The organism is Acinetobacter sp. YH16038, from assembly GCF_013417275.1.
Lineage (GTDB): Bacteria > Pseudomonadota > Gammaproteobacteria > Pseudomonadales > Moraxellaceae > Acinetobacter.
Window position 1 is genome coordinate 1 of record NZ_VPEG01000013.1, and the last position, 19,981, is coordinate 19,981.

General features: G+C 43.2%; 18 protein-coding genes, 4 tRNA genes and 1 pseudogene. 10 read left to right on the top strand and 13 right to left on the bottom strand.

The genetic code is table 11. The annotated features are described in order from the left end of the window. Window positions 1-7: 7 nt before the first annotated feature. From FTV34_RS07115 to FTV34_RS07140, 6 genes are all read right to left on the bottom strand, one after another. Window positions 8-83 (bottom strand) — tRNA-Asn (locus FTV34_RS07115). A gap of 6 nt (window positions 84-89) precedes the next feature. After that, window positions 90-165 (bottom strand) — tRNA-Asn (locus FTV34_RS07120). A gap of 276 nt (window positions 166-441) precedes the next feature. Continuing rightward, a tRNA-Asn gene (locus FTV34_RS07125) sits at window positions 442-517 on the bottom strand. A gap of 6 nt (window positions 518-523) precedes the next feature. Further along, a tRNA-Asn gene (locus FTV34_RS07130) sits at window positions 524-599 on the bottom strand. Window positions 600-746: 147 nt separating this feature from the next. Then, entirely contained in the window at window positions 747-1,373 is a 627-nt protein-coding gene (locus tag FTV34_RS07135; protein WP_004782758.1) for a superoxide dismutase, read from the bottom strand. A gap of 153 nt (window positions 1,374-1,526) precedes the next feature. Further along, entirely contained in the window at window positions 1,527-2,285 is a 759-nt protein-coding gene (locus tag FTV34_RS07140) for a Nif3-like dinuclear metal center hexameric protein (protein ID WP_180069605.1), read from the bottom strand. A gap of 170 nt (window positions 2,286-2,455) precedes the next feature. On the opposite strand from FTV34_RS07140, the gene FTV34_RS07145 reads away from it, so the two are divergent. The 9 genes and pseudogenes from FTV34_RS07145 (at window position 2,456) to FTV34_RS07185 (ending at window position 10,468) form a co-directional block, all read left to right on the top strand. After that, window positions 2,456-3,637 (top strand): S1C family serine protease, encoded by a 1,182-nt coding sequence (locus tag FTV34_RS07145; protein WP_004782756.1) that lies wholly within the window; start codon window positions 2,456-2,458, stop codon window positions 3,635-3,637. Between the two features lie 139 nt (window positions 3,638-3,776). Then, a complete protein-coding gene (locus FTV34_RS07150; protein WP_180069607.1) occupies window positions 3,777-4,034 on the top strand; it encodes a hypothetical protein in 258 nt (85 codons plus the stop codon). Window positions 4,035-4,114: 80 nt separating this feature from the next. Next, window positions 4,115-4,906: a pyrimidine utilization protein D gene (gene rutD, locus FTV34_RS07155; RefSeq protein WP_180069610.1), complete on the top strand. Its 792-nt coding sequence runs from the start codon at window positions 4,115-4,117 to the stop codon at window positions 4,904-4,906. Between the two features lie 336 nt (window positions 4,907-5,242). Continuing rightward, on the top strand, window positions 5,243-6,349 hold the full coding sequence (rutA, locus tag FTV34_RS07160) for a pyrimidine utilization protein A (RefSeq protein WP_004646490.1): 1,107 nt from the start codon (window positions 5,243-5,245) through the stop codon (window positions 6,347-6,349). Continuing rightward, window positions 6,346-7,107, top strand: a complete 762-nt coding sequence (gene rutB, locus FTV34_RS07165; protein WP_004646492.1) for a pyrimidine utilization protein B — start codon at window positions 6,346-6,348, stop codon at window positions 7,105-7,107. Before rutA ends, rutB begins: the two co-directional genes overlap by 4 nt. Before the next feature lie 33 nt (window positions 7,108-7,140). After that, on the top strand, window positions 7,141-7,521 hold the full coding sequence (gene rutC, locus FTV34_RS07170; protein ID WP_004646493.1) for a pyrimidine utilization protein C: 381 nt from the start codon (window positions 7,141-7,143) through the stop codon (window positions 7,519-7,521). 178 nt (window positions 7,522-7,699) lie between these two features. Beyond that, window positions 7,700-8,182 (top strand): annotated as a pseudogene (gene rutF, locus FTV34_RS07175) (NADH-dependent FMN reductase RutF); the annotation flags it as partial. Window positions 8,183-8,215: 33 nt separating this feature from the next. Next, on the top strand, window positions 8,216-9,577 hold the full coding sequence (rutG, locus tag FTV34_RS07180) for a pyrimidine utilization transport protein G (RefSeq protein WP_180069613.1): 1,362 nt from the start codon (window positions 8,216-8,218) through the stop codon (window positions 9,575-9,577). A gap of 15 nt (window positions 9,578-9,592) precedes the next feature. Next, a complete protein-coding gene (locus FTV34_RS07185; RefSeq protein ID WP_180069616.1) occupies window positions 9,593-10,468 on the top strand; it encodes an NAD(P)-dependent oxidoreductase in 876 nt (291 codons plus the stop codon). 134 nt (window positions 10,469-10,602) lie between these two features. Here FTV34_RS07185 and FTV34_RS07190 read toward each other — a convergent pair whose 3' ends face one another. The 3 genes from FTV34_RS07190 to lipA all read right to left on the bottom strand — a co-directional run bounded on the left by FTV34_RS07190 (window position 10,603) and on the right by lipA (window position 15,033). After that, window positions 10,603-10,995 carry a carboxymuconolactone decarboxylase family protein gene (locus tag FTV34_RS07190; RefSeq protein WP_180069619.1) on the bottom strand — a complete coding sequence of 131 codons (393 nt, stop codon included), beginning with the start codon at window positions 10,993-10,995 and terminating at the stop codon, window positions 10,603-10,605. 168 nt (window positions 10,996-11,163) lie between these two features. After that, window positions 11,164-13,668, bottom strand: a complete 2,505-nt coding sequence (locus FTV34_RS07195; RefSeq protein WP_180069622.1) for an acyl-CoA dehydrogenase — start codon at window positions 13,666-13,668, stop codon at window positions 11,164-11,166. 351 nt (window positions 13,669-14,019) lie between these two features. Next, on the bottom strand, window positions 14,020-15,033 hold the full coding sequence (gene lipA / locus FTV34_RS07200; RefSeq protein WP_180015118.1) for a lipoyl synthase: 1,014 nt from the start codon (window positions 15,031-15,033) through the stop codon (window positions 14,020-14,022). Window positions 15,034-15,250: 217 nt separating this feature from the next. Between lipA and sthA the strand changes: the two genes are divergently transcribed. Further along, complete coding sequence (gene sthA / locus FTV34_RS07205; protein ID WP_004782740.1) at window positions 15,251-16,666, top strand: Si-specific NAD(P)(+) transhydrogenase; 1,416 nt, start codon at window positions 15,251-15,253, stop codon at window positions 16,664-16,666. A gap of 99 nt (window positions 16,667-16,765) precedes the next feature. Here the strand turns inward: sthA and FTV34_RS07210 are convergent, their stop codons facing one another. The 4 genes from FTV34_RS07210 to FTV34_RS07220 form a co-directional block, all read right to left on the bottom strand. Beyond that, window positions 16,766-17,095, bottom strand: a complete 330-nt coding sequence (locus tag FTV34_RS07210) for a four-helix bundle copper-binding protein (protein WP_004782738.1) — start codon at window positions 17,093-17,095, stop codon at window positions 16,766-16,768. A gap of 301 nt (window positions 17,096-17,396) precedes the next feature. After that, window positions 17,397-18,356: a TauD/TfdA family dioxygenase gene (locus FTV34_RS07215; protein WP_180069625.1), complete on the bottom strand. Its 960-nt coding sequence runs from the start codon at window positions 18,354-18,356 to the stop codon at window positions 17,397-17,399. Window positions 18,357-18,541: 185 nt separating this feature from the next. Further along, window positions 18,542-18,676, bottom strand: a complete 135-nt coding sequence (locus FTV34_RS17915; protein ID WP_257218399.1) for a hypothetical protein — start codon at window positions 18,674-18,676, stop codon at window positions 18,542-18,544. Next, complete coding sequence (locus tag FTV34_RS07220; RefSeq protein WP_180069628.1) at window positions 18,669-19,883, bottom strand: MFS transporter; 1,215 nt, start codon at window positions 19,881-19,883, stop codon at window positions 18,669-18,671. The genes FTV34_RS17915 and FTV34_RS07220 overlap by 8 nt, the downstream gene beginning before the upstream one ends. Window positions 19,884-19,981 lie beyond the last annotated feature (98 nt).

The window sequence follows — 19,981 nt, forward strand, 5'->3', positions numbered from 1 at the left end:
GGAATCTTGGCTCTCCCACCTGGGCTCGAACCAGGGACCTGCGGATTAACAGTCCGTCGCTCTACCGACTGAGCTATGGGAGAATAGATTGGCTCTCCAACCTGGGCTCGAACCAGGGACCTGCGGATTAACAGTCCGTCGCTCTACCGACTGAGCTATTGGAGAATCTGCAAGCGATTATAGAGAGATTTAAAAAGGGGTCAAGGCACTTTTATAAAAAAGCTAAAAAAACTGAATCAAGTGTTTTAAAAATAATCAAAAATGATTGTAGTTCAAAATGTTATGTTTATGTAAACCTAGATTAAAGGTAGAGGGGTTGCGTGATTATTCGCTGCCATGGTTGCGAGTCGCTAAAACTACAAACAGGACTCATATAAATATTTAATCCAAAATGCAGACATAAAAAAACCCACTTCGCAATGAGTGGGTTTTTCAGAATCTTGGCTCTCCCACCTGGGCTCGAACCAGGGACCTGCGGATTAACAGTCCGTCGCTCTACCGACTGAGCTATGGGAGAATAGATTGGCTCTCCAACCTGGGCTCGAACCAGGGACCTGCGGATTAACAGTCCGTCGCTCTACCGACTGAGCTATTGGAGAATCTGATGCGCATTTTAGGCAGGAAAACAAAGACCGTCAATCAATTCCTGTAAAGAAATGAATCATTTGCTTTTTTAATATGCACCTCAGGCCTAAAAATAAAAAAATCACCCATAAAGGGTGATTTTTTAAGCTGGAAATAAAAAATTATTTCTCAACACCAGCAGGTTGACCTGCATATTTCGCGTTTGCGTAGTCCCAGTTCACCAGGCTTTCTAGGAAAGTAGAGATGTATTTAGGACGAGCGTTACGGTAATCGATGTAGTAAGCGTGTTCCCAAACGTCGATTGTCAACACAGCGATTTTGCCGTGCGCCATCGGAGTGTCAGCATTTGAAGTTTTAAGGATAGACAGGTTACCGTTTACTTCATCAGCAACTAACCAAGCCCAACCTGAACCGAACTGAGTTGCAGCAGCAGTTGCGAACTCTTCAGCGAATTTTTCGTAAGAACCGAAAGCTTCGTCAATTTTTGCAGCCAAAGCGCCAGTTGCTTTACCGCCACCGTTTTTAGTCAAGCAGTTCCAGTAGAATGTGTGGTTCCATACTTGCGCAGCGTTGTTAAATACACCTGCTTTAGATGAATCACCAGCAGTTGCTTTGATGATTTCTTCTAGAGTTTTGCCTTCAAGCTCAGTACCAGCGATCAGGTTGTTCAGGTTAACCACATAAGTGTTGTGGTGTTTGTCGTGGTGGTATTCTAAAGTTTCTTTGCTGATGTGTGGAGCAAGAGCGTCGTAGTCGTATGGTAATGGTGGTAAAGTAATGGTTGTCATGTTTTCAATTCCTTGCATTTTGCTGGGTTTTGACAATAAGTGGCGTTATTGTAATAGATTCTTAGGCAAAAATGGGCACTGTGTATAAATAACAATACAGAATAAAGCCTGAAAATTTAAAGATAAAGCCACTCATCTACTTGCCAATCGAAATTAAATCGGATTGTTTAATTCGAAATAACTATACTTAATATTAAATTGTTCTGAAATAGCTTTAGCCAGACGTTGTACACCATATTTTTCAGTGGCGTGGTGGCCGCAGGCATAATAATGCACATCCAGTTCCTGAGCATCATAAAAAGTACGCTCACTGACTTCGCCAGAAATATAAGCATCACAGTCTTGTGCCGCCGCTTTATGAATATAATCCTGTGCACCACCGGTACAGAAACCAACTTTTTGAATCAGGCTTTTTTCGGCAGGTAAATGTAGCGCATCATAACCGAGTCTTTCTGAAACATAGGCTTTGAATCCTTCTGGCTTCATGGCCTGTTTTAAATAACCAATATTCCCAATTGGACGGCGCTCATTCGGATCAAGCTGTTCCAGGTTTTCCAGTTCCAGCAGGTCTGCAATCGCAATATTATTTCCCAGCGTTGGGTGGCTGTCTAAAGGTAAGTGATAACCGACAAGCGAAATATCATGTTGGATCAGGCTTTTAATGCGTTTACCACGCATCCCGGTAATCGGATAGGCTTCACCTTTCCAGAAATAACCATGATGTACCAGTAACAAATCAGCACCTTGTTCAATCGCAGCTTCGATCGCAGTTTGGGAGGCAGTAACGGCACATAAAATTTTATTGACTTCAGCTCGGCCTTCGATCTGTAAGCCATTCGGTGCATAGTCCTTAAATTCGGAAGATGCCAAAGTCTGATCGCACCAGCGGATAATATCGTTTAAATTCGCCATAAAATTCCTGTCAGTTTATAAACTTGCCAATTCTTATTTATATGTCCAATTGTAACTAAAGCAGCACAAATCTCTGTGGATTTTTTTGTGTTTAGTTATGTATTTGGCATTACAATAGGATACAAATTACTTAGTCATCAACGAATTAAAATATTTTAGAGGATAGCAAAGTGCGCCGCACCTTTACATGGTTACCTTGGGTGTTACTGATTTTAGTCATTATCGGTTTTTTGGGGTGGCAGCAGCTGCAGAAACCTAAATCACCGATTGCGCCGGATGGCGTAAAAATGCCTGCTGAAAAAGTAGAACCGTTGATTGATACTTCGCGTTCTGGAGGGGTTGTCTCCTATAGTGCCGCCGTGAAAGTCGCAGCACCTGCGGTGGTGAATATCTTTACCACACAAAAAGTAAAACAGCAGGCGCATCCTTTACTGACAGATCCAGTCTTCCGTGAATTTTTCGGTGATCAGTTGCCAGACCAGTTTGGTCAAAGTCCAAATGAAAACAGTTTGGGTTCAGGTGTAATTGTACGTCCTGATGGTTATATCCTGACCAATAACCACGTGATTGCACAGGCAGACCAGATTGTGGTGGCCTTGCATGATGGACGTCGTGCCGAAGCCAAGGTCGTGGGTACAGACCCGGATACGGATTTGGCTGTAATCAAGATCGAACTTGAACAATTACCAGTTTTGCCATTCAAGCTGAGTGGTAATGAAGTCGGTGATGTTGTTCTGGCTATTGGTAACCCGTTCGGTGTCGGTCAAACCGTGACTCAGGGGATTATTTCTGCAACGGGCCGTTCTGATCTGGGCATCAATACCTATGAAGATTTTATTCAGACAGATGCTGCAATTAACCCGGGCAACTCGGGTGGTGCATTGATTGATGTGGCTGGTAACCTGATCGGGGTCAATACAGCAATTTTCTCGCAAACAGGTGGCTCGCTGGGGATTGGTTTCGCGATTCCAGCTAAAATCTGTCAGCAAGTGATGAATGCAATCCTGAAAGATGGCCGTGTCGTTCGTGGCTGGCTGGGTATCAGTCTGTTGCCGACAGAACGTAATGATGTATTGCAACCTAAAGAATCAGGTGTAGTGGTCGCTGAAGTGCTGGAAAATGGACCTGCAGCAAAAGCTGGCATCCAGCGTGGTGATAAAATCATTAAGGTGAATAATGAAGTGATTACTTCTGCCTCACATCTGATTAATTTTGTGGCTTTACAGGCACCAAACAGTACCGTTCAGATCGAAGTAGAGCGCGCTGGAAAAACCATGACACTGGATGTGGTGATTAGTGAACGTAAAACGCAAAGTAGTTCTTCACAATATATTCCTTTACCAGGCCAGTAATTTTTTTCTTAAGAAAAATCCCTCCATGTGAGGGATTTTTTTATGCACGATTGATTTACTTTAGATACAAAACAAAAATATTTTATGTGAATTAAATCATTTAACTTCATTGAATAAAAATCAAAAAGAGTAAAGAACAATGAGTTTTATGACTGCAGATCAGGCCAAAATTTTATCGGACGTGGCTAATTTAAATATTGAAATGTACAAGCCACGTTTGGCTCAACTGATTGAAGACAATGCCCGACTAGGCAATACCGCTGTGCTAACGGTATTTCCAAAACATTTACCCTTGGAAGAGATTCGCGGTCTATCGGCAGAGTTGACTGACCTGGGCTATAACGTACGCTTTGAGGTAGAGGAGTTCTATTACAGGTTCAATGTGTACTGGCTATAACTTTATCAACTGTTCAAAAATAGGCTTATTCAGGCATATATCTTGCTGTATTCATCTCATAGTTCAAATGTGAGAGTTTTATGTCTTTGTTTATTCACTCTGCAGCACAGGCACATGCGCCTTATGTAGTGCTTTCCTCCGGCTTGGGCGGACATGCCAGTTTCTGGAATCCTCAAATTAGAGTTTTACAGCAGCATTTTCATGTAGTCACTTATGATCAGGAAGGCTGTCATTCAGATTCTGAACTCTTGCCCACACCTTATTCGATTGACCATATGGCCTGCCAGATTCTGGATTTATTGATCAATGATGGCATTCGAGAGTTTCATTTTATCGGGCATGCGTTGGGCGGACATATCGGCATGCAACTGGCGACCTATCAAGCTGAAAGAAAGTTTAAGCTGCTCAGTCTGACCATGTTAAATGCCTGGGGAGAGCTTGATGCCCATACGCAGAAATGTTTCGAGGCACGGACTTCGTTATTGGTGAATAGCGGAGCAGAGGCATATGTGAGAGCACAGGCTTTATTTCTTTATCCGCCGCAGTGGATCTCAACCCATATTGATCAGTTAACCGAAGCAGAAAATAAGCAGTTATTAGACTTTCCACCGATCCAAAATGTTCTGGCGCGTCTACAAGCCGTGCAGGCTTTTAAACTAAACGAAGAGCATCAGCAAGTATTAAAAGATGTTCCAATCCATCTGATTGCCAATCAGGATGATTTTCTGGTGCCTTATCAACGGTCACAGCAATTACAACAATGCCTGCCTCATAGCCACCTCAGTTTGCTTGATACAGGTGCACATGCATCTACCGTGACCGAAACGGATCAGGTCAATCAGCTGATCCTTTCCTTCTTGATTTCCCCTTAGTTTGAAGATTTTTTTAAAGCCAGACCTCGTGTCTGGTTTTTTATTTTTTCTAATCAATTATTTTTGTAGCATCAGCATGGTTTTTACTTCGAATTGATGCGTGAACTGCAAATGCACAAATTGCTACGAGTGCACTTCAATGAAACAGTATGTGCAAAATTGACTCATAGGTAAAAATGGTTATTTTACTAAAAATTCAAAAAATAAAATATTAAGTATTTGATATATATTAATTAAATATAGTTGGCACACGCTTTGCAATGTTTATCTTGTAAATAAAATTCCTGAAGTGGAATCAGAAATTTGAATAAGTGTTAAAAATAATGAGGTGTGAAAATGAAAATAGGTGTCTTCTGTCCAATCGGAAATAATGGCTGGTTACTCTCTGAAAATGCACCGCAGTACATGCCGACTTTTGAGTTAAACAAACAAATCGTACAGCGTGCTGAGCACTATGGTTTCGATTTCGCACTTTCTATGATCAAGCTGCGTGGCTTTGGTGGCAAGACTGAATTTTGGGAACATAACCTGGAAACGTTTACCCTGATGGCAGGTCTTGCGGCTGTCACCAGCAAAATTAAAATTTTCGCAACTGCCGCAACTCTGGTGATGCCACCTGCAATTGTCGCGCGCATGGCATCAACCATTGATTCGATTTCAAATGGCCGTTTTGGTCTGAATGTCGTAACTGGCTGGCAGCCACCTGAATATACCCAAATGGGTATGTGGCCAGGTAATGACTATTTTGGCAAACGCTATGAATATCTGTCTGAATATGTACAAATTCTGCGTGAACTTTGGGCGACTGGTAAATCAGACTTTAAAGGCGAACATTTCCAGATGGAAGATTGCCGTGTTAGCCCACGTCCACAAGCCGACATGAAGATTATCTGTGCAGGTCAATCTGATGCAGGTTTAGAGTTTTCTGCACAATATGCTGACTATAACTTCGTGTTTGGTAAAGGCCTGAATACTCCAACAGCTTATGCAGAAATTAATGACCGCCTCAAAGAAAAAACAGATGTGACTGGCCGTGATGTACAGACTTATGTGCTGTTTATGGTGATTGCTGCAGAAACTGATGAAGAAGCGCAAGCCAAATGGCAGCACTATAACGATGGTGCTGATATGGAAGCGATTAACTGGCTGATGAATCAAGGCGGTAAAGATACCACTTCCGGTGCAGACACCAATATCCGTCAAATGGCTTCTAGCGTATCTCCAGTGAATATCAATATGGGTACGCTGGTGGGTTCTTATGAAAATGTGGCACGAATGTTGGATGAAATTGGTGAGATCAAAGGTACGGAAGGCGTACTACTAACTTTTGATGATTTTATTCAAGGGGTTGAAGACTTTGGTCAAAAAATCCAGCCGCTAATGAAATGCCGTGATCATATTGTCATTGAAGATGAAGCCCCAGTTTTGGAGAAAAGCGCATGAGTGAATCAGTCGTAACAGCCGGTTTTACGGAAAAACTCGGCACAGGAAAAACGCTTAAAGCGGAACCCGAAGCGATTTGTCTTGCACCAGAACAGACAGCCTTGATTGTGATTGATATGCAAAATGCCTATACCTCTCAGGGTGGCTATCTGGATCTGGCGGGCTTTGATGTCTCGAAAACCAAGCCCGTGGTTGAAAATATTAAAAAGGCCGTTGATGCCGCACATGCAGCCGGTATTCAGGTGATTTATTTCAAAAATGGCTGGGATGCAGAATATAAGGAAGCGGGTGGTAAGGACTCTCCAAATTTCCATAAATCCAATGCCTTAAAGACCATGCGTAAACGTCCTGAATTACAGGGGCAATTATTAGCAAAAGGTGGTTGGGATTTTGAGCTGATTGATGAGTTAAAACCACTGCCACAAGACCTGGTGATCGAAAAGCCACGTTATAGCGGTTTCTTTAATACCGCGCTGGACAGCATGTTGCGTGTAAGAGGAATTCGCAATCTGGTCTTTGTGGGGATTGCCACCAACGTGTGTGTGGAGTCGACACTACGTGATGGCTTCTTCTTAGAATATTTTGGTATCGCACTTGCTGATGCCTGCCATCAGGCCGGTCCAGTCGAAGCGCATGAAGCCAGTCTGTATAACATCAAGACTTTCTTTGGCTGGGTATCAGATACCAAAAATTTTGTAGAGACCTTTCAAAAAGAAAGTGAGTCACTAAAAGAAACTAAATTAGCTGTAAGCGCATAAAGAATTAAAGAACAGAATTAAGGAAAAAATAGTATGCCTAAAGAAATCATTATTCCAGCAGGAACATCGAAACCATTAGCACCGTATGTACCGGCAACCAAGGCAGACAATATCGTGTATGTATCCGGTACATTGGCCTTTGATGAAAACAATAATGTGGTGCATGTCGGTGATGCCGCAGCACAGACCCGTCATATTCTGGAAACTATCAAGCGTGTGATTGAGGAAGCAGGCGGCAGTATGGATGACGTGACCTTTAACCATGTCTTTGTCAAAGACTGGGCAGATTATGCTGCGATTAATGCAGTTTATGCAGAGTATTTCCCGGGAGATAAGCCGGCACGGTATTGCGTACAGACAGGTTTAGTCAAACCTGATGCGCTGGTCGAAATTGCTTCGATTGCCCATGTATAAGTCGATCTACCTGATTCAATCTCATTACTAGATGCCCCAGGTCTGAAACTGAATATTGACTTGGGGGCGGGAGAACAGCATGAATGCCAAACTATCTAAAATCATCACAGAAACAGTTGCAGAAAATAACGCATTAAATAAGGTTTTGGCGACTAACGCATCAGATGACATCTTTACCCAAGTTGATCAGCAGATTTTCCGTCAAGGCATGTCCAATCTCGGGGCTGCAGTCAATGTCATTACCACGCAAGGTGAGGCAGGACAGGCAGGATTTACTGCCTCAGCCGTATGTAGCGTGACGGATACACCACCAACGTTGCTGGTGTGTCTGAACCGTTCTGCTTCAGTTTATGAAACCTTTAAAAAGAATCAGGTGTTGTGTGTGAATACCCTGGCATCACATCAACAACATCTTTCCAATCTGTTTGGTGGAAAAACACCAATGGCAGAGCGTTTCAGTCAGGGGAACTGGAAAACTTTGGTGACCCAGTCACCTGTACTTGAGGATGCCTTAGTCAGTTTTGACTGCGAGGTGGTCCAATGTTTATCCGTAGGCAGTCATGACGTGCTGTTCTGTGAGGTGAAAGCGATGTGCCAGAGTCAAGGCAATGCGCTGATGTACTTCAACCGTTCTTACTGTGAGCCACACAAAATGTGCTAATTCAATTCAATCCTAATCAAGGAGGGGAAGCCGATGCAAGAAAAAGAAACGTGGTTTCCAAAATTTAAGCCTTACCAAGGCAATCTCGATACCACACCCGTGCAAACAGATGAATATCTGCCTGCTGGAAAAAGTATTATTCTCGGGTTGCAGCATGTGTTTGCCATGTTTGGCGCAACCGTGCTGGCACCCTTATTAATGGGGTTTGATCCCAATCTCACGATTTTCATTACTGGGATTGGGACCATTTTATTTTTCCTGATCACGGGCGGTCGATTGCCTAGTTATCTGGGATCAAGCTTTGCCTTTATTGGTGCGGTCGGAGCAGTGACGGGTTATTCAGGGGTTGGAGCCAATCCAAATATAGGATTAGCCCTTGGCGGTACGATTGCTTGCGGTATTGTTTATGCCTTGATTGGTCTGCTGGTGATGAAAACTGGCACCAACTGGATTGAAAAACTGATGCCGCCAGTAGTGACAGGCGTGATCGTGATGATCATCGGTTTGAATCTGGCACCCGTCGCGATTAAGAGTGTTTCAGCGAATCAGTTTGATTCGTGGATGGCATTAATCACCATTATCTGTATCAGTGTGATTGCTGTGTTTACCCGAGGAATGGTACGCCGTCTGTTATTGTTGTTGGGCTTATTATCTTCCTACCTGATTTACTTTCTTTTCACCAACGTGATGGGCTTCGGACCTGCGATTGATTTTACCAAGGTCAGTGAAGCAGCATGGTTTGGTTTGCCGAATTTCCAGAGCCCGGTCTTTGAAATGAATGCCATGCTGATGATTGCACCAGTAGCGATTATTTTAGTGGCAGAAAATCTGGGGCACTTTAAAGCTGTATCTGCGATGACTGGTAAAAACCTGTCGCCATATATGGGCCGTGGTTTCTTTGCTGATGGGGTGTGTACTTCATTGTCAGCTTCTGTCGGTGGTACAGGCATGACCACTTATGCCGAAAATATCGGTGTAATGGCAGTCACCAGAGTTTATGCAACCACTGTATTTGTCTTTGCTGGTATCTTCGCAATTTTACTCGGACTTTCGCCTAAATTTGGCGCAGTGATCAGTACCATTCCAGTGGCTTTATTGGGTGGTGCATCGATTGTCGTATTTGGTCTGATTACGGTGGCTGGTGCGAAAATTTGGGTAGATAACCGTGTTGATTTCACCAAGAACAGTACGCTGATTATTGGTGCCGTGTGTCTGATCATGGGTACAGGGAACTATAGCTTGCAGATCGGTGGTTTTGATCTGGGTGGTATTGGTACCGCAACCTTAGCCGCAATTCTATTGAATCTATTCCTGAATCGTGGTGAAGATAAAGAATTACCAGCATCTGAACCAGCTGAAACTGTAACCGAAGTTGAGGCTAAGCCAGTCGTTTAAAATGAGGAGCATTTTTTGAGTCATACAATTGCATTTTTAGGACTCGGGGCAATGGGCTGGCATATGGCCTCCCATTTGCCAAAACTCGGACATCAGGTGTGGGTCTGGAACCGTACTGAACAGAAAGCTGTAGCGCATGCCGAAACTTTTGTAACGCAGGCAGTTGGTATTGAGCAGGCGGTTCAGGCAGATTTTATCTTTTCCTGTTTACCGACCAGTCAGGATGTAGAAGCATTGATTGCAGCTCATCCACCCAAACAAGGTGCAATCTGGATTGACTGTACCAGTGGTGTACCGGAATCAGCACAGAAACTGGCGAAGCTCTTGGAGCAACAAAGCAGTTTTTATCTGGATGCACCGGTTTCTGGCCAAACCATTGGAGCGGAACGCGGTACTTTAACTGTGATGGTCGGAGGCAATGAACAAGCCTTTGAACAAGCCAAACCGATTATTGAAGCCTTTGCTGGTCTGATTGAATATGTGGGAGAAAGTGGTTCTGGTTTTGCGGTAAAAGCCGTGAATAATACCCTAATGGCGACTCACTTGTGGGCCCTGGCTGAAGGGCTGACTGTACTGAAAGGACAGGGCGTTGATTTAAGCAGTGCACTAAACTGTATTAATCATTCTAGCGGTAAAAGCAGCATGTCGGAAAATATCATGGCGCAGCGTGTACTGAACCGTGAGTTTCACAAGACCTTTGCACTGGATTTGTTGCAGAAAGATATTGGCATTGCTTTGGAGCTGGCACAACAACAGCAACTGGATTTAACGGTGATGTCTTTGGTTCAGCAGGAGTTTCAGCAGATTTCCAAGCCACAGGCCAGCCAGCTGGATTTCTCCGCTGCGGTGCAAGGCTTGGAGCAACGTACTCAAATTGAATTAAGAGGATAATCTTTTCAAACAATATTAAAGACAGTGTTAAAGAAGTTATAGCTATAGATATATCAGTTTAAAATTTAAAAAGCCGGGAATTTTAATTCCCGGCTTTATTTATTCATTAAGCAGCTCAATAGCCTAAGTAAATCTTAATTCTGCTGATTTGCCTGATATTCCTGAATCACTTCAAGCGCTGCACGGAAGGCTTCCTGAGTAGCAGGGGCACCGCAGTAAGGCAGGCTATGCAGTAGCACTTCCTGAATTTCTTCAACTGTTGCACCATTATTCAAAGCGCCACGAACATGGCCTTTCAATTCAGTTGGGCTTTTTTGCGCGGTAAGAAAAGCAATGGTAATTAAAGAACGGTATTTACGTGGTAAAATCCCTTCACGTTGCCAGGTCGAACCCCAGGCATGTTCATTAATCCAGTCCTGTAAAGGTTGGGTAAAAGGAACTGTATTGTTCTGAGCGCGCTTTACAAAGCTTGCACCCATCACTTCAGTACGGACTTTCAAGCCATTTTCATAATCTTGTTGTGACATCATTGACCCTCAATTTTATTATGAGTCTAGCTTAACGTTTTATCTCTTAAATACCATCGTGCAATAGTCGTAAAAAAGTGGCTGAATAGCCACTTGTGATATTCCAAAGTGAAATCAGGAAATAACCTCACTTTGGCAAGCAAGATCCGATTTAGATAAAAGTTCTATCTAAGGACTGGTTGAATGTGAAGGTGCACTTTGAACTGAAGTATCAGTACCTGTTGCATCTGCTTTCGAAATATGAGGATTTTCAAGTTCCAATACTTCCTGTAAATGCAGATCGAAGACATCAGTCAACATGCTGTCGTAGCGACACGCATTATAGTCCAGCAACTTATTGGCTTCTTCTTCATTAATAAAGCCTTGTTCATGCGCATCAGCCACATGATCAGCAAAACTGAGTCCTTTAAATTGACCTTTGTTTTCGGCTTTTTTAAAGCGATCCCAAAGTTGCTCAATCTCCAGTAACATGGTGAAGGTTGATTCCATACGACCATTCACATCATCTTCCGCTGTGCTATAGAAAACATGCTTTTTCAGTACTTTCCGGAAAGCGTTATCTTCCATCATGACATTTGCGACTTCCTGTTTAAGTCGGTCAGATGGCTTCGCGACAGGGCGGCCAAATGGGAAACAGATAAGTTTGACCATGCCAGCAGCAACACCCACCGGGAAATTTGCAAACAGGTCATAAAACGCTTCCTGAGCCGTATATAAAGATTTCTCAATTGCCAATTGTGCATGCAGACGTTCAGCTTCAGTTTTTTTGCTATGTTCAAAGAATTTCAGGATTGCCGTCGCAATAAACAGATGGGCATGAATATCAGCCAGACGGCCAGAAAGCATTTCCTTGCGTTTAATATCACCGGCAAGTAAACCCAGACACATATCTGCAGTCAGGGCAAAGTTGGCACTGAGCCGGTTAATAATCTTGTAATAAGGACGGGTAAAATCAACTGCACTTTGTGGCGCAGCACTTGAACCACCGCTAAAAGCATAGGCAAAAGAGCGGGCAGTCCGGTTAAAGGTATAACCCAGATGCTTAAATAACATAATATCGAATGGATTCAGAGCGGCTTTTGGGTCTTCAGCTTGCAGAAGCTGTAATTCTTCATATAGATAAGGATGGCAACGCATTGAGCCTTGACCAAAGATCATCAATGAACGGCTCAGAATATTGGCGCCTTCGACTGTAATCGATACTGGAATGGCCTGATAGTTGAGAGCCAGGAAGTTACGAGGCCCCATTTGAATAGCACGACCGCCCACGACATCCATACCATGATTGACGATTTTACGCATGGTCTCTGTGGCATAGTATTTGGCAATCGCGGTCATAACTGCCGGCTTACCACCTTGATTCAAGCCACAAGTCACTAAATAACGGAATGCTTCCAGCATATAGGCATCACTGGCAATTTCACTATTGGCTTCCTGTACGCCTTCAAATTTACCCACTGAAATCTTGAATTGCTGACGGATTCGCGAGAACGCACTGACATTCAGATAAGTCATTTCAGCACTGGAGGTAGACAAAGCCGGTAGGGAGATACCACGACCAACCGCTAGACATTCCATCAGCATACGCCAGCCTTTACCGGCATTTTTCACGCCACCAATGATCCAGTCTAAAGGAATAAATACATCCTTACCTTCAACAGTACCATTCATAAAAGGGGAGCCAGGATTATGACGTGGACCGACTTTTACCCCTTCATGATTGGCCGGTAGCAAGGCACAAGTAATCCCATAATCCGTTTTATCACCGAGTAGATGGTCAGGATCATACATTTTAAAAGCTAGACCGACGACAGTAGCAATCGGTGCTAAGGTAATCCAGCGTTTGGAGAAATTCATTCTCAGTCCCAAGACTTCCTGACCTTCAAACTGTCCATAGCAGACCACACCGGTATCTGGAATCGCACCGGCATCTGAACCGGCTTCAGGACTGGTCAGACCAAAACATGGGATTTCTTCACCTTTGGCCAGACCGGGTAAATAACGATCTTTTTGCTCATCGGTACCATAATGTAGTAACAACTCACCCGGCCCAAGTGAGTTAGGCACCATACAGCTCACAGCAGCAGTGAGAGAGCGTGAAGAAATTTTGCTCATCACCCGGCTTTGAGCAAATGAACTAAAGGCACGACCGCCGTATTCTTTGGGAATAATTAGTCCCAAGAAGCCATTATCTTTAATATATTGCCAGATATGTTCAGGCAGCATTTTCTTCTCATGAATTTCCCATTCATCCAGCATGCTACACAGCGTTTCGACTTCGTTATCCAAGAATGCCTGTTCCTCAATGGAAAGTTTTGGATAAGGATAGCTATTAAAGGTTTCCCAGTTCGGCGCACCCATAAAGAGTTCTTTTTCCCACCAGCTGGTGCCGGAATCAAGGGCCTCACGTTCTGTCGGGCTAATGCTCGGCATAGCATCCGCTAAAGCTTTATAGGCTGGCCTAGAAATGAAAGACATACGTAAAGGTTCGATCATGACGACCAGACTGATCAGAATCAAAGGAATACCCAGAATCAGTGACCAAGGACTGATAAAGGCACAAACCACTGACATGACAATCAGGGTAATTGCCCCAGTGGTACGGGAGAGTTGAAAAAAGAAAATCGCCCATAAACTGGCAATGAGAAGAAGTACGGCGAAAATAAATAGCATTGTTATATTTCTCCAGGGTCATACAATTGTGATGCTGCCGATCTCCCTAAGGTGTCTTCATAAGACTTGATCAATTTTTTTACATCGCTTAAGCAACTGGCAAATTCACAATTGTTGTTGTGAGAACGATCGTTATTAAATATTTCAACGATATATTGAAGTGTTTTATCTGTTTTTGAGATTGTTTGAAAAATGCACAGTCTTCAAGTGAGAACACGCAAAGAAATGTGAAGATAAGTAATAACTTAATCTTTAAGAGAGGGTAGTTAAAATAATTAAAAAGTGAACAAATATAAATTTAGTTAGGCATAAAAAAGCCCTCTACTTGAGAGGGCTTTGATCTAAGTCATTTTAAGCTTCAATTGCCTGTACAGCGATTTTCTTCGCTGGATCAACTTTACGGCGTACTTCTGGAACCGGTTCGCCGTAGTATTGACGATCCGCAAAGTAACTTGAACGTACCATCGGTGCTGACCAGATATTCTTAAAGCCAAGCTTACGGCCATGTTCTGCATAACGTTCGAATTCTTCTGGTGTTACAAAACGGTCGATTGGTGCATGCTGTTTAGATGGCTGTAGATACTGGCCAATGGTTACATAATCTACGTCATGCGCTTTCAGGTCATTTAACAGAGCGAGAACTTCTTCTTCAGTTTCACCGATACCGACCATCAAACCACATTTGGTTGGAATTTCTGGGCAATAATCTTTAAACATTTTCAAAAGATTTAAAGAGTGCTGATAATCAGAACCTGGACGCATGGCTTTATACAGACGTGGCACAGTTTCAATGTTGTGGTTAAACACGTCTGGTGGACATTCAGTCATGATGCGTAGAGCAATGTCCATACGACCACGGAAATCAGGTACCAGAATTTCTAGCAAAGTCTTTGGACTCAAAGCACGAGCTTCTTTAATACAGTCTACAAAATGCTGTGCACCGCCATCCAATAGGTCATCACGGTCTACTGAAGTGATGACTGCATACTTCAGACCCAGGTTGGCAATTGTTTCTGCCATATGACGCGGTTCATCTGGATCGAGCGCATTTGGACGACCATGTGCTACATCACAGAACGGACAGCGACGCGTGCAAATATCACCCATAATCATAAAGGTTGCTGTACCCCCACCAAAACATTCAGGCAGGTTCGGACAGGCAGCCTCTTCACATACGGTATGCAGTTTTTGCTGACGAAGTGTAGTTTTAATACGCTGAACTTCCTCGGGAGCGGCCATTTTCACGCGGATCCAGTCCGGTTTACGTGGCGTTTCAACCGTAGGAACAACTTTTACAGGAATACGGGCGACCTTTTCTGCGCCGCGAAGTTTGATACCCTGTTCAGGTTTACGGTTTTCAGACATATATAACTTTTCCACTGTTTTGAAGGAGGGAGATAAATCAAAGTTAACACTTTTTTAATTATAACGAAACTCGGGTGAAATAGGGCGAAAAGGATTATTCATTTAAAAAATGTTCTTATCACACAATATATGTAAGTTAAATACACCAAATTGGCAGCAATTACGTCATAATATAGCGTAGATTAAAGCAAAATTTTTTAATTTTAAGGAGCGTTGAATGCCACGTAAAAAAGAGGTCGTTAGTGGGACTTTCGTTAAGTACGATGCGGTAGTTCTAGGTTCAGGCCCTGCGGGCGAAGGCGCGGCAATGAAACTTGCCAAATCGGGTAAGCGTGTTGCAATTGTGGATATGCGTGAACAGCTGGGTGGTAACTGTACTCACGTAGGTACGATTCCAAGTAAGGCATTGCGTCAAACGGTATCCAGCATTATCCGTTATCAACGTGATCCAATGTTTCAAAAAGTAGGTGAATGGAAACAATTCACCATGAAACAGGTACTGCGCAATGCACATAAAGTGATTCAGCAGCAGGTGGATACTCACTCACGTTTTTATGACCGTAACAAGATTGATATCTATCATGGTCGTGCTTACATTCAAGACGCAAATACGATCTTTGTATTTACACCAGATGGCATAAAAGAAACTATTATGTTCCAGCAACTGGTGATTGCAACTGGTTCACGTCCATACCGTCCAGAGATTCTTGATTTCAATCATCCACGTGTATTTGATTCAGACAAAATTCTGGATCTGGATTTCTCAATCCAAAAAATCATTATTTATGGCGCAGGTGTGATTGGCTGTGAATATGCATCGATCTTTATTGGATTGGGACATAAAGTTGACCTGATCAACACCCAACCAAAACTGCTCAGCTATTTAGATGATGAAATTTCTGATGCATTGTCTTATCACTTACGTGAACAGGGTGTATTGATCCGTCATAATGAACAGATCGATTTCCTTGAAACTTCTGATGATTATGTGGTTCTGCATACACAAAGCGGCAAGAAAATTAAGGCAGATGCGATTCTGTGGTGTAACGGCCGTTCAGGGAATACTGACGGTTTAGGTCTTGAAAATATTGGCCTGAAACCAAACAGTCGTGGTCAATTAACCGTAAATGAGCAGTATCAGACTGAAGTCGAAAATATCTATGCGGCAGGTGACGTGATTGGCTGGCCATCACTGGCTTCTGCTGCCTATGACCAAGGTCGTTGCGCAGGTGCCAACATGAGCGGTGAACAAGACGTTGCACCGGTGACTGATATTCCGACTGGTATTTATACCATTCCGGAAATCTCTTCAATCGGTAAAACTGAGCAGCAGTTGACTGAAGAAAAAATCCCGTATGAAGTGGGTCAGGCTTCTTTCCGTCATCTGGCGCGTGCACAGATTACTGGTGATACGGTTGGTGAATTAAAGATCCTGTTCCATCGCGATACGCTGGAAGTTCTGGGTGTGCATTGCTTTGGTAATAATGCATCAGAGATTATCCATATTGGTCAGGCAGTCATGAACAGCCCGAACAATACGATCAAGTATTTTGTGGAAACTACATTCAACTATCCAACGATGGCAGAAGCTTATCGTGTGGCAACATTGAATGGTATGAACCGTTTATTCTAATTTGATTTATTCAGGTTAGATCAAAAACCCGCAAGTTCGATTTGCGGGTTTTTTATTTTATAGATTGAAAAAGTTCAATCTGGTCAGTAAGTCTAGTGATTAAGCTGCCATTTTGCGGCATTCTTCAGCACAGCGACGGCAAGCTTCGGCACATTGCTGGCAATGATCATCCTCATGATGGCCACATTCTTCTACACAATAATCGCAAGCTTTAGCACATAGCTCGCAAATCTCTTTGATAAATGGAGATTGCTTTTGTTGCATGCGGGCGCAGAGCTGACACAGATCAGCACAGTCCAGACAGCGCTGGATACATTCCCGCATCATTTCTAAATGTTCTTCTTTCAGGCAGGCACTGGCACAGTTAGTACAGGCCAGAGAGCAGGTCATACATGCGCGAACACAATCTGAAAACTGAATCTCGTTCATTTTCTTCTCCTTTTTGCAGCTATAGCAATGGCTTGTTTTTTTAATACGCTAAGCAGAAAAGGAAAAATACACTAGGCAGTTTGAGTGAGAAAAAGTAATCCGATTGCCGGTTTTGTTAAAAGCTGTATTTTTAAAAAATTTAATTTAAAACCTCTATCCTGATATTCCCAAAATAGGATGACTAAAAATTTAAAAATAAAACCATTGAGGCGGTCATTCCTCAATGGCGGAAAATCTACATGATGAGTCGTTATTGTCGAAGGCTTAAATGACCTTTCTCTTTATTATATTTTTATGGTGATTAAAATGGACGACTACCTGCCAGGCTGATACGTTTTAATAAACGGCGCTGATCAGTAGGGAAAGGACGGCGTGAATGTAGAGTAACCTGATTGTCCCAGAACACGATATCGCCTGCTTCCCAATGGTGCTCATAAGCGAATTCAGGTTTTAAGATATGCTCACGTAATTTTGCAATCAGTTCACTACCTGCCTGATCGTCATAATTCACTAATTCAACTTCAGTATGGGTATTTAACCAAAGTGCTTTACGGCCAGATTCAGGATGGGTGCGTACCAGTGGGTGCGGATAGGCATGACCTAAAATTGGCTGATCTTTAAAGCGATATTTTGGCATATTTCCCGCATACGCATTACCACCTTTATTGCTCTGGAAGCGTACAAATGGATTATAGGTAATGAGCTGTAACTGATCGATTTTTGCTTTGGTTTTTTCATCTAAGGCTTCATAAGCCTTGATGGTATTGATCCAGGACGTCTGGCCACCGTCTTTTGGCAGTTCAATGGCATAGAGTAAAGAGCCAAAAGATGGTAGGGGTGTCCACTGGTGATCGGCATGCGGTGCAAGTTCACCATGACCGGTGTAATCCCCTTGACCGACTGCATTGGAAACTGGTACGACATCAGGTGGAGTGCCCGTATCTGTTTTAGAAGCCAGCACTGGCGTGTCGGCATCTGGACGGAAAATCGAACCGAAATAGGTGGCAAATGCCAGATACTGTAGATCATCCAGACTTTGATTCTTAAAGATCAGGATCAAATGTTCAGCCAGAGCCTGCTTCAGACGCAGGATGGTTTCGCCAGATTGGGCTTTGCGGGCATCGAGGCCATAAACCACTGCGCCTAGGGCCTGATTTGCCTGCGGGACAATTTTGATTTCATCAGTATTCTGGAACTGATCTTGCTGATGCCAGCGTGGTGCATCGTGAATGGCTTGTGAAAGTTGGGTCAAGCTTGTCATTGGAAAGTCTCTGAATTTTCTTGTTGCAGAAAATCTAAAAAAAACCAGAGCAAAAATAAAATCAAAAGAATTGCTAAACTTATGAAAAAATTAATAAAAATATCTAAATGATTGATTTGATATCTTTTAATTAAAATGGCAAAACAAAGTCCTAAAGCTGCTGAAAAATGTCAAATATTTGACAATCAGTGTGCGCAAAAAGCCTGATTAAAGTACTCAAACAGTTCTGGAGTCTGGCTCCAGAGCAATAGAGAAATAGCGAGGAGAAGTACCATTGCTATCGCAATGGAAAGCTTGAGCAGAAAGGTGGAATCAGTCATGTACGATTTGCTCCTCATTTACCCATAAGTGCACCAGTACGCCAAAAATACTTAAGGCAATCGACAGCATCCATACCGCATTATAATTGCCACTCATGTCATGGTTTACACCGCCGAGCCAGCCGCCAAAGAATGAACCGACCTGATGGGTAAAGAATACAATCCCGCTGAGCATGGTCAGATATTTCACGCCAAACATATTGGCAACAATACCGTTGGTCAGTGGTACGGTAGAAAGCCATAATAATCCCATGATGACACCAAACGCATAGACCGTCCAGGTGCTTAAAGGCAGCATCAGAAAGGCGATAATCGCAAGCCCGCGCAGACCGTATAAGCCCATTAGCAGACGTGGTTTGGAATACTTTCCACCGAGCCAGCCAGCCGTATAGGTACCGACAACATTAAACAGGCCGACCAGCGCCAGGAAAATGGTGCCAGTTGTAGCATTAAATCCATGATCAATCAGATAACCCGGCAGGTGAATCCCGATAAAGACCACCTGAAAGCCACAGACAAAAAAGCCCATCGCCAGAAACCAGAACGGCTTATGGTTTTTGACTACCACTAAAATCTGTTTAAAACTAAGTGATACCTTATTCGGTGCACGGACTGCATTTGGATCGACATACATCGGGGCTTTTAGCATCCAGGCCAAAGGTACAATCAAAGCGATTAAAATTGAGCTAACGACAAGTGCTGCTGACCAGCCGACATTCTGTAAAAGTAATAATGTTGAAGGCAGCATAATAAACTGGCCGAAGGAGCCTGCTGCACTAGCAATCCCCATTGCCAGACTGCGTTTTTCAGGTGGTGCAGCTCGTCCAACCGCAGACAATAAAACCGGGAAAGAAGTGGCAGACAAAGCCAGACCTAAAATCAGTCCGACGCTGAGATTCAATAATAATCCAGTCGAACTGACAGCCATCAATAACAGGCCAAGCGCATATAAGGCACCGCCAATGGCAACGACAATCTTGCTGCCATATTTATCAGCGAAGGCACCAGTAATGGGCTGAACAGCACCCCAGATCAGGTTCTGCATGGCAATGGCTAAACTAAAGACATTATGACCCCAGCCAAATTCTTCACTCATTGGCACCAGATACAGGCCAAATGCATGACGAATCCCCAAAGATAAAGCCAGAATAATGGCAGCGCCAATCAGCATAAAAATCAGGGTTCTGGAAAATTGACTGTCAGCCATAAGTCATTCATGCATATAAAGTTGATAGGTATAGTATTCGATTCAACCTAGAGAGGCGATAAAATAAAAATTAATCAAACGATAAATTTTTTTTATAG

Bases quoted from the DNA above. Each gene is read 5' to 3' on its own strand.
- lipA (WP_180015118.1), bottom strand. From the start codon at position 15,033: ATGTCTGAAAACCGTAAACCTGAACAGGGTATCAAACTTCGCGGCGCA.
- FTV34_RS07190 (WP_180069619.1), bottom strand. From the start codon at position 10,995: ATGTCACAACAAGATTATGAAAATGGCTTGAAAGTCCGTACTGAAGTG.
- FTV34_RS17915 (WP_257218399.1), bottom strand. From the start codon at position 18,676: ATGACTGATTCCACCTTTCTGCTCAAGCTTTCCATTGCGATAGCAATG.
- FTV34_RS07195 (WP_180069622.1), bottom strand. From the start codon at position 13,668: ATGCTATTTATTTTCGCCGTACTTCTTCTCATTGCCAGTTTATGGGCG.
- FTV34_RS07220 (WP_180069628.1), bottom strand. From the start codon at position 19,883: ATGGCTGACAGTCAATTTTCCAGAACCCTGATTTTTATGCTGATTGGC.
- FTV34_RS07215 (WP_180069625.1), bottom strand. From the start codon at position 18,356: ATGACAAGCTTGACCCAACTTTCACAAGCCATTCACGATGCACCACGC.
- rutD (WP_180069610.1), top strand. From the start codon at position 4,115: ATGTCTTTGTTTATTCACTCTGCAGCACAGGCACATGCGCCTTATGTA.
- rutB (WP_004646492.1), top strand. From the start codon at position 6,346: ATGAGTGAATCAGTCGTAACAGCCGGTTTTACGGAAAAACTCGGCACA.
- FTV34_RS07210 (WP_004782738.1), bottom strand. From the start codon at position 17,095: ATGAACGAGATTCAGTTTTCAGATTGTGTTCGCGCATGTATGACCTGC.
- sthA (WP_004782740.1), top strand. From the start codon at position 15,251: ATGCCACGTAAAAAAGAGGTCGTTAGTGGGACTTTCGTTAAGTACGAT.
- FTV34_RS07150 (WP_180069607.1), top strand. From the start codon at position 3,777: ATGAGTTTTATGACTGCAGATCAGGCCAAAATTTTATCGGACGTGGCT.
- FTV34_RS07135 (WP_004782758.1), bottom strand. From the start codon at position 1,373: ATGACAACCATTACTTTACCACCATTACCATACGACTACGACGCTCTT.
- FTV34_RS07140 (WP_180069605.1), bottom strand. From the start codon at position 2,285: ATGGCGAATTTAAACGATATTATCCGCTGGTGCGATCAGACTTTGGCA.
- rutC (WP_004646493.1), top strand. From the start codon at position 7,141: ATGCCTAAAGAAATCATTATTCCAGCAGGAACATCGAAACCATTAGCA.
- rutA (WP_004646490.1), top strand. From the start codon at position 5,243: ATGAAAATAGGTGTCTTCTGTCCAATCGGAAATAATGGCTGGTTACTC.
- rutG (WP_180069613.1), top strand. From the start codon at position 8,216: ATGCAAGAAAAAGAAACGTGGTTTCCAAAATTTAAGCCTTACCAAGGC.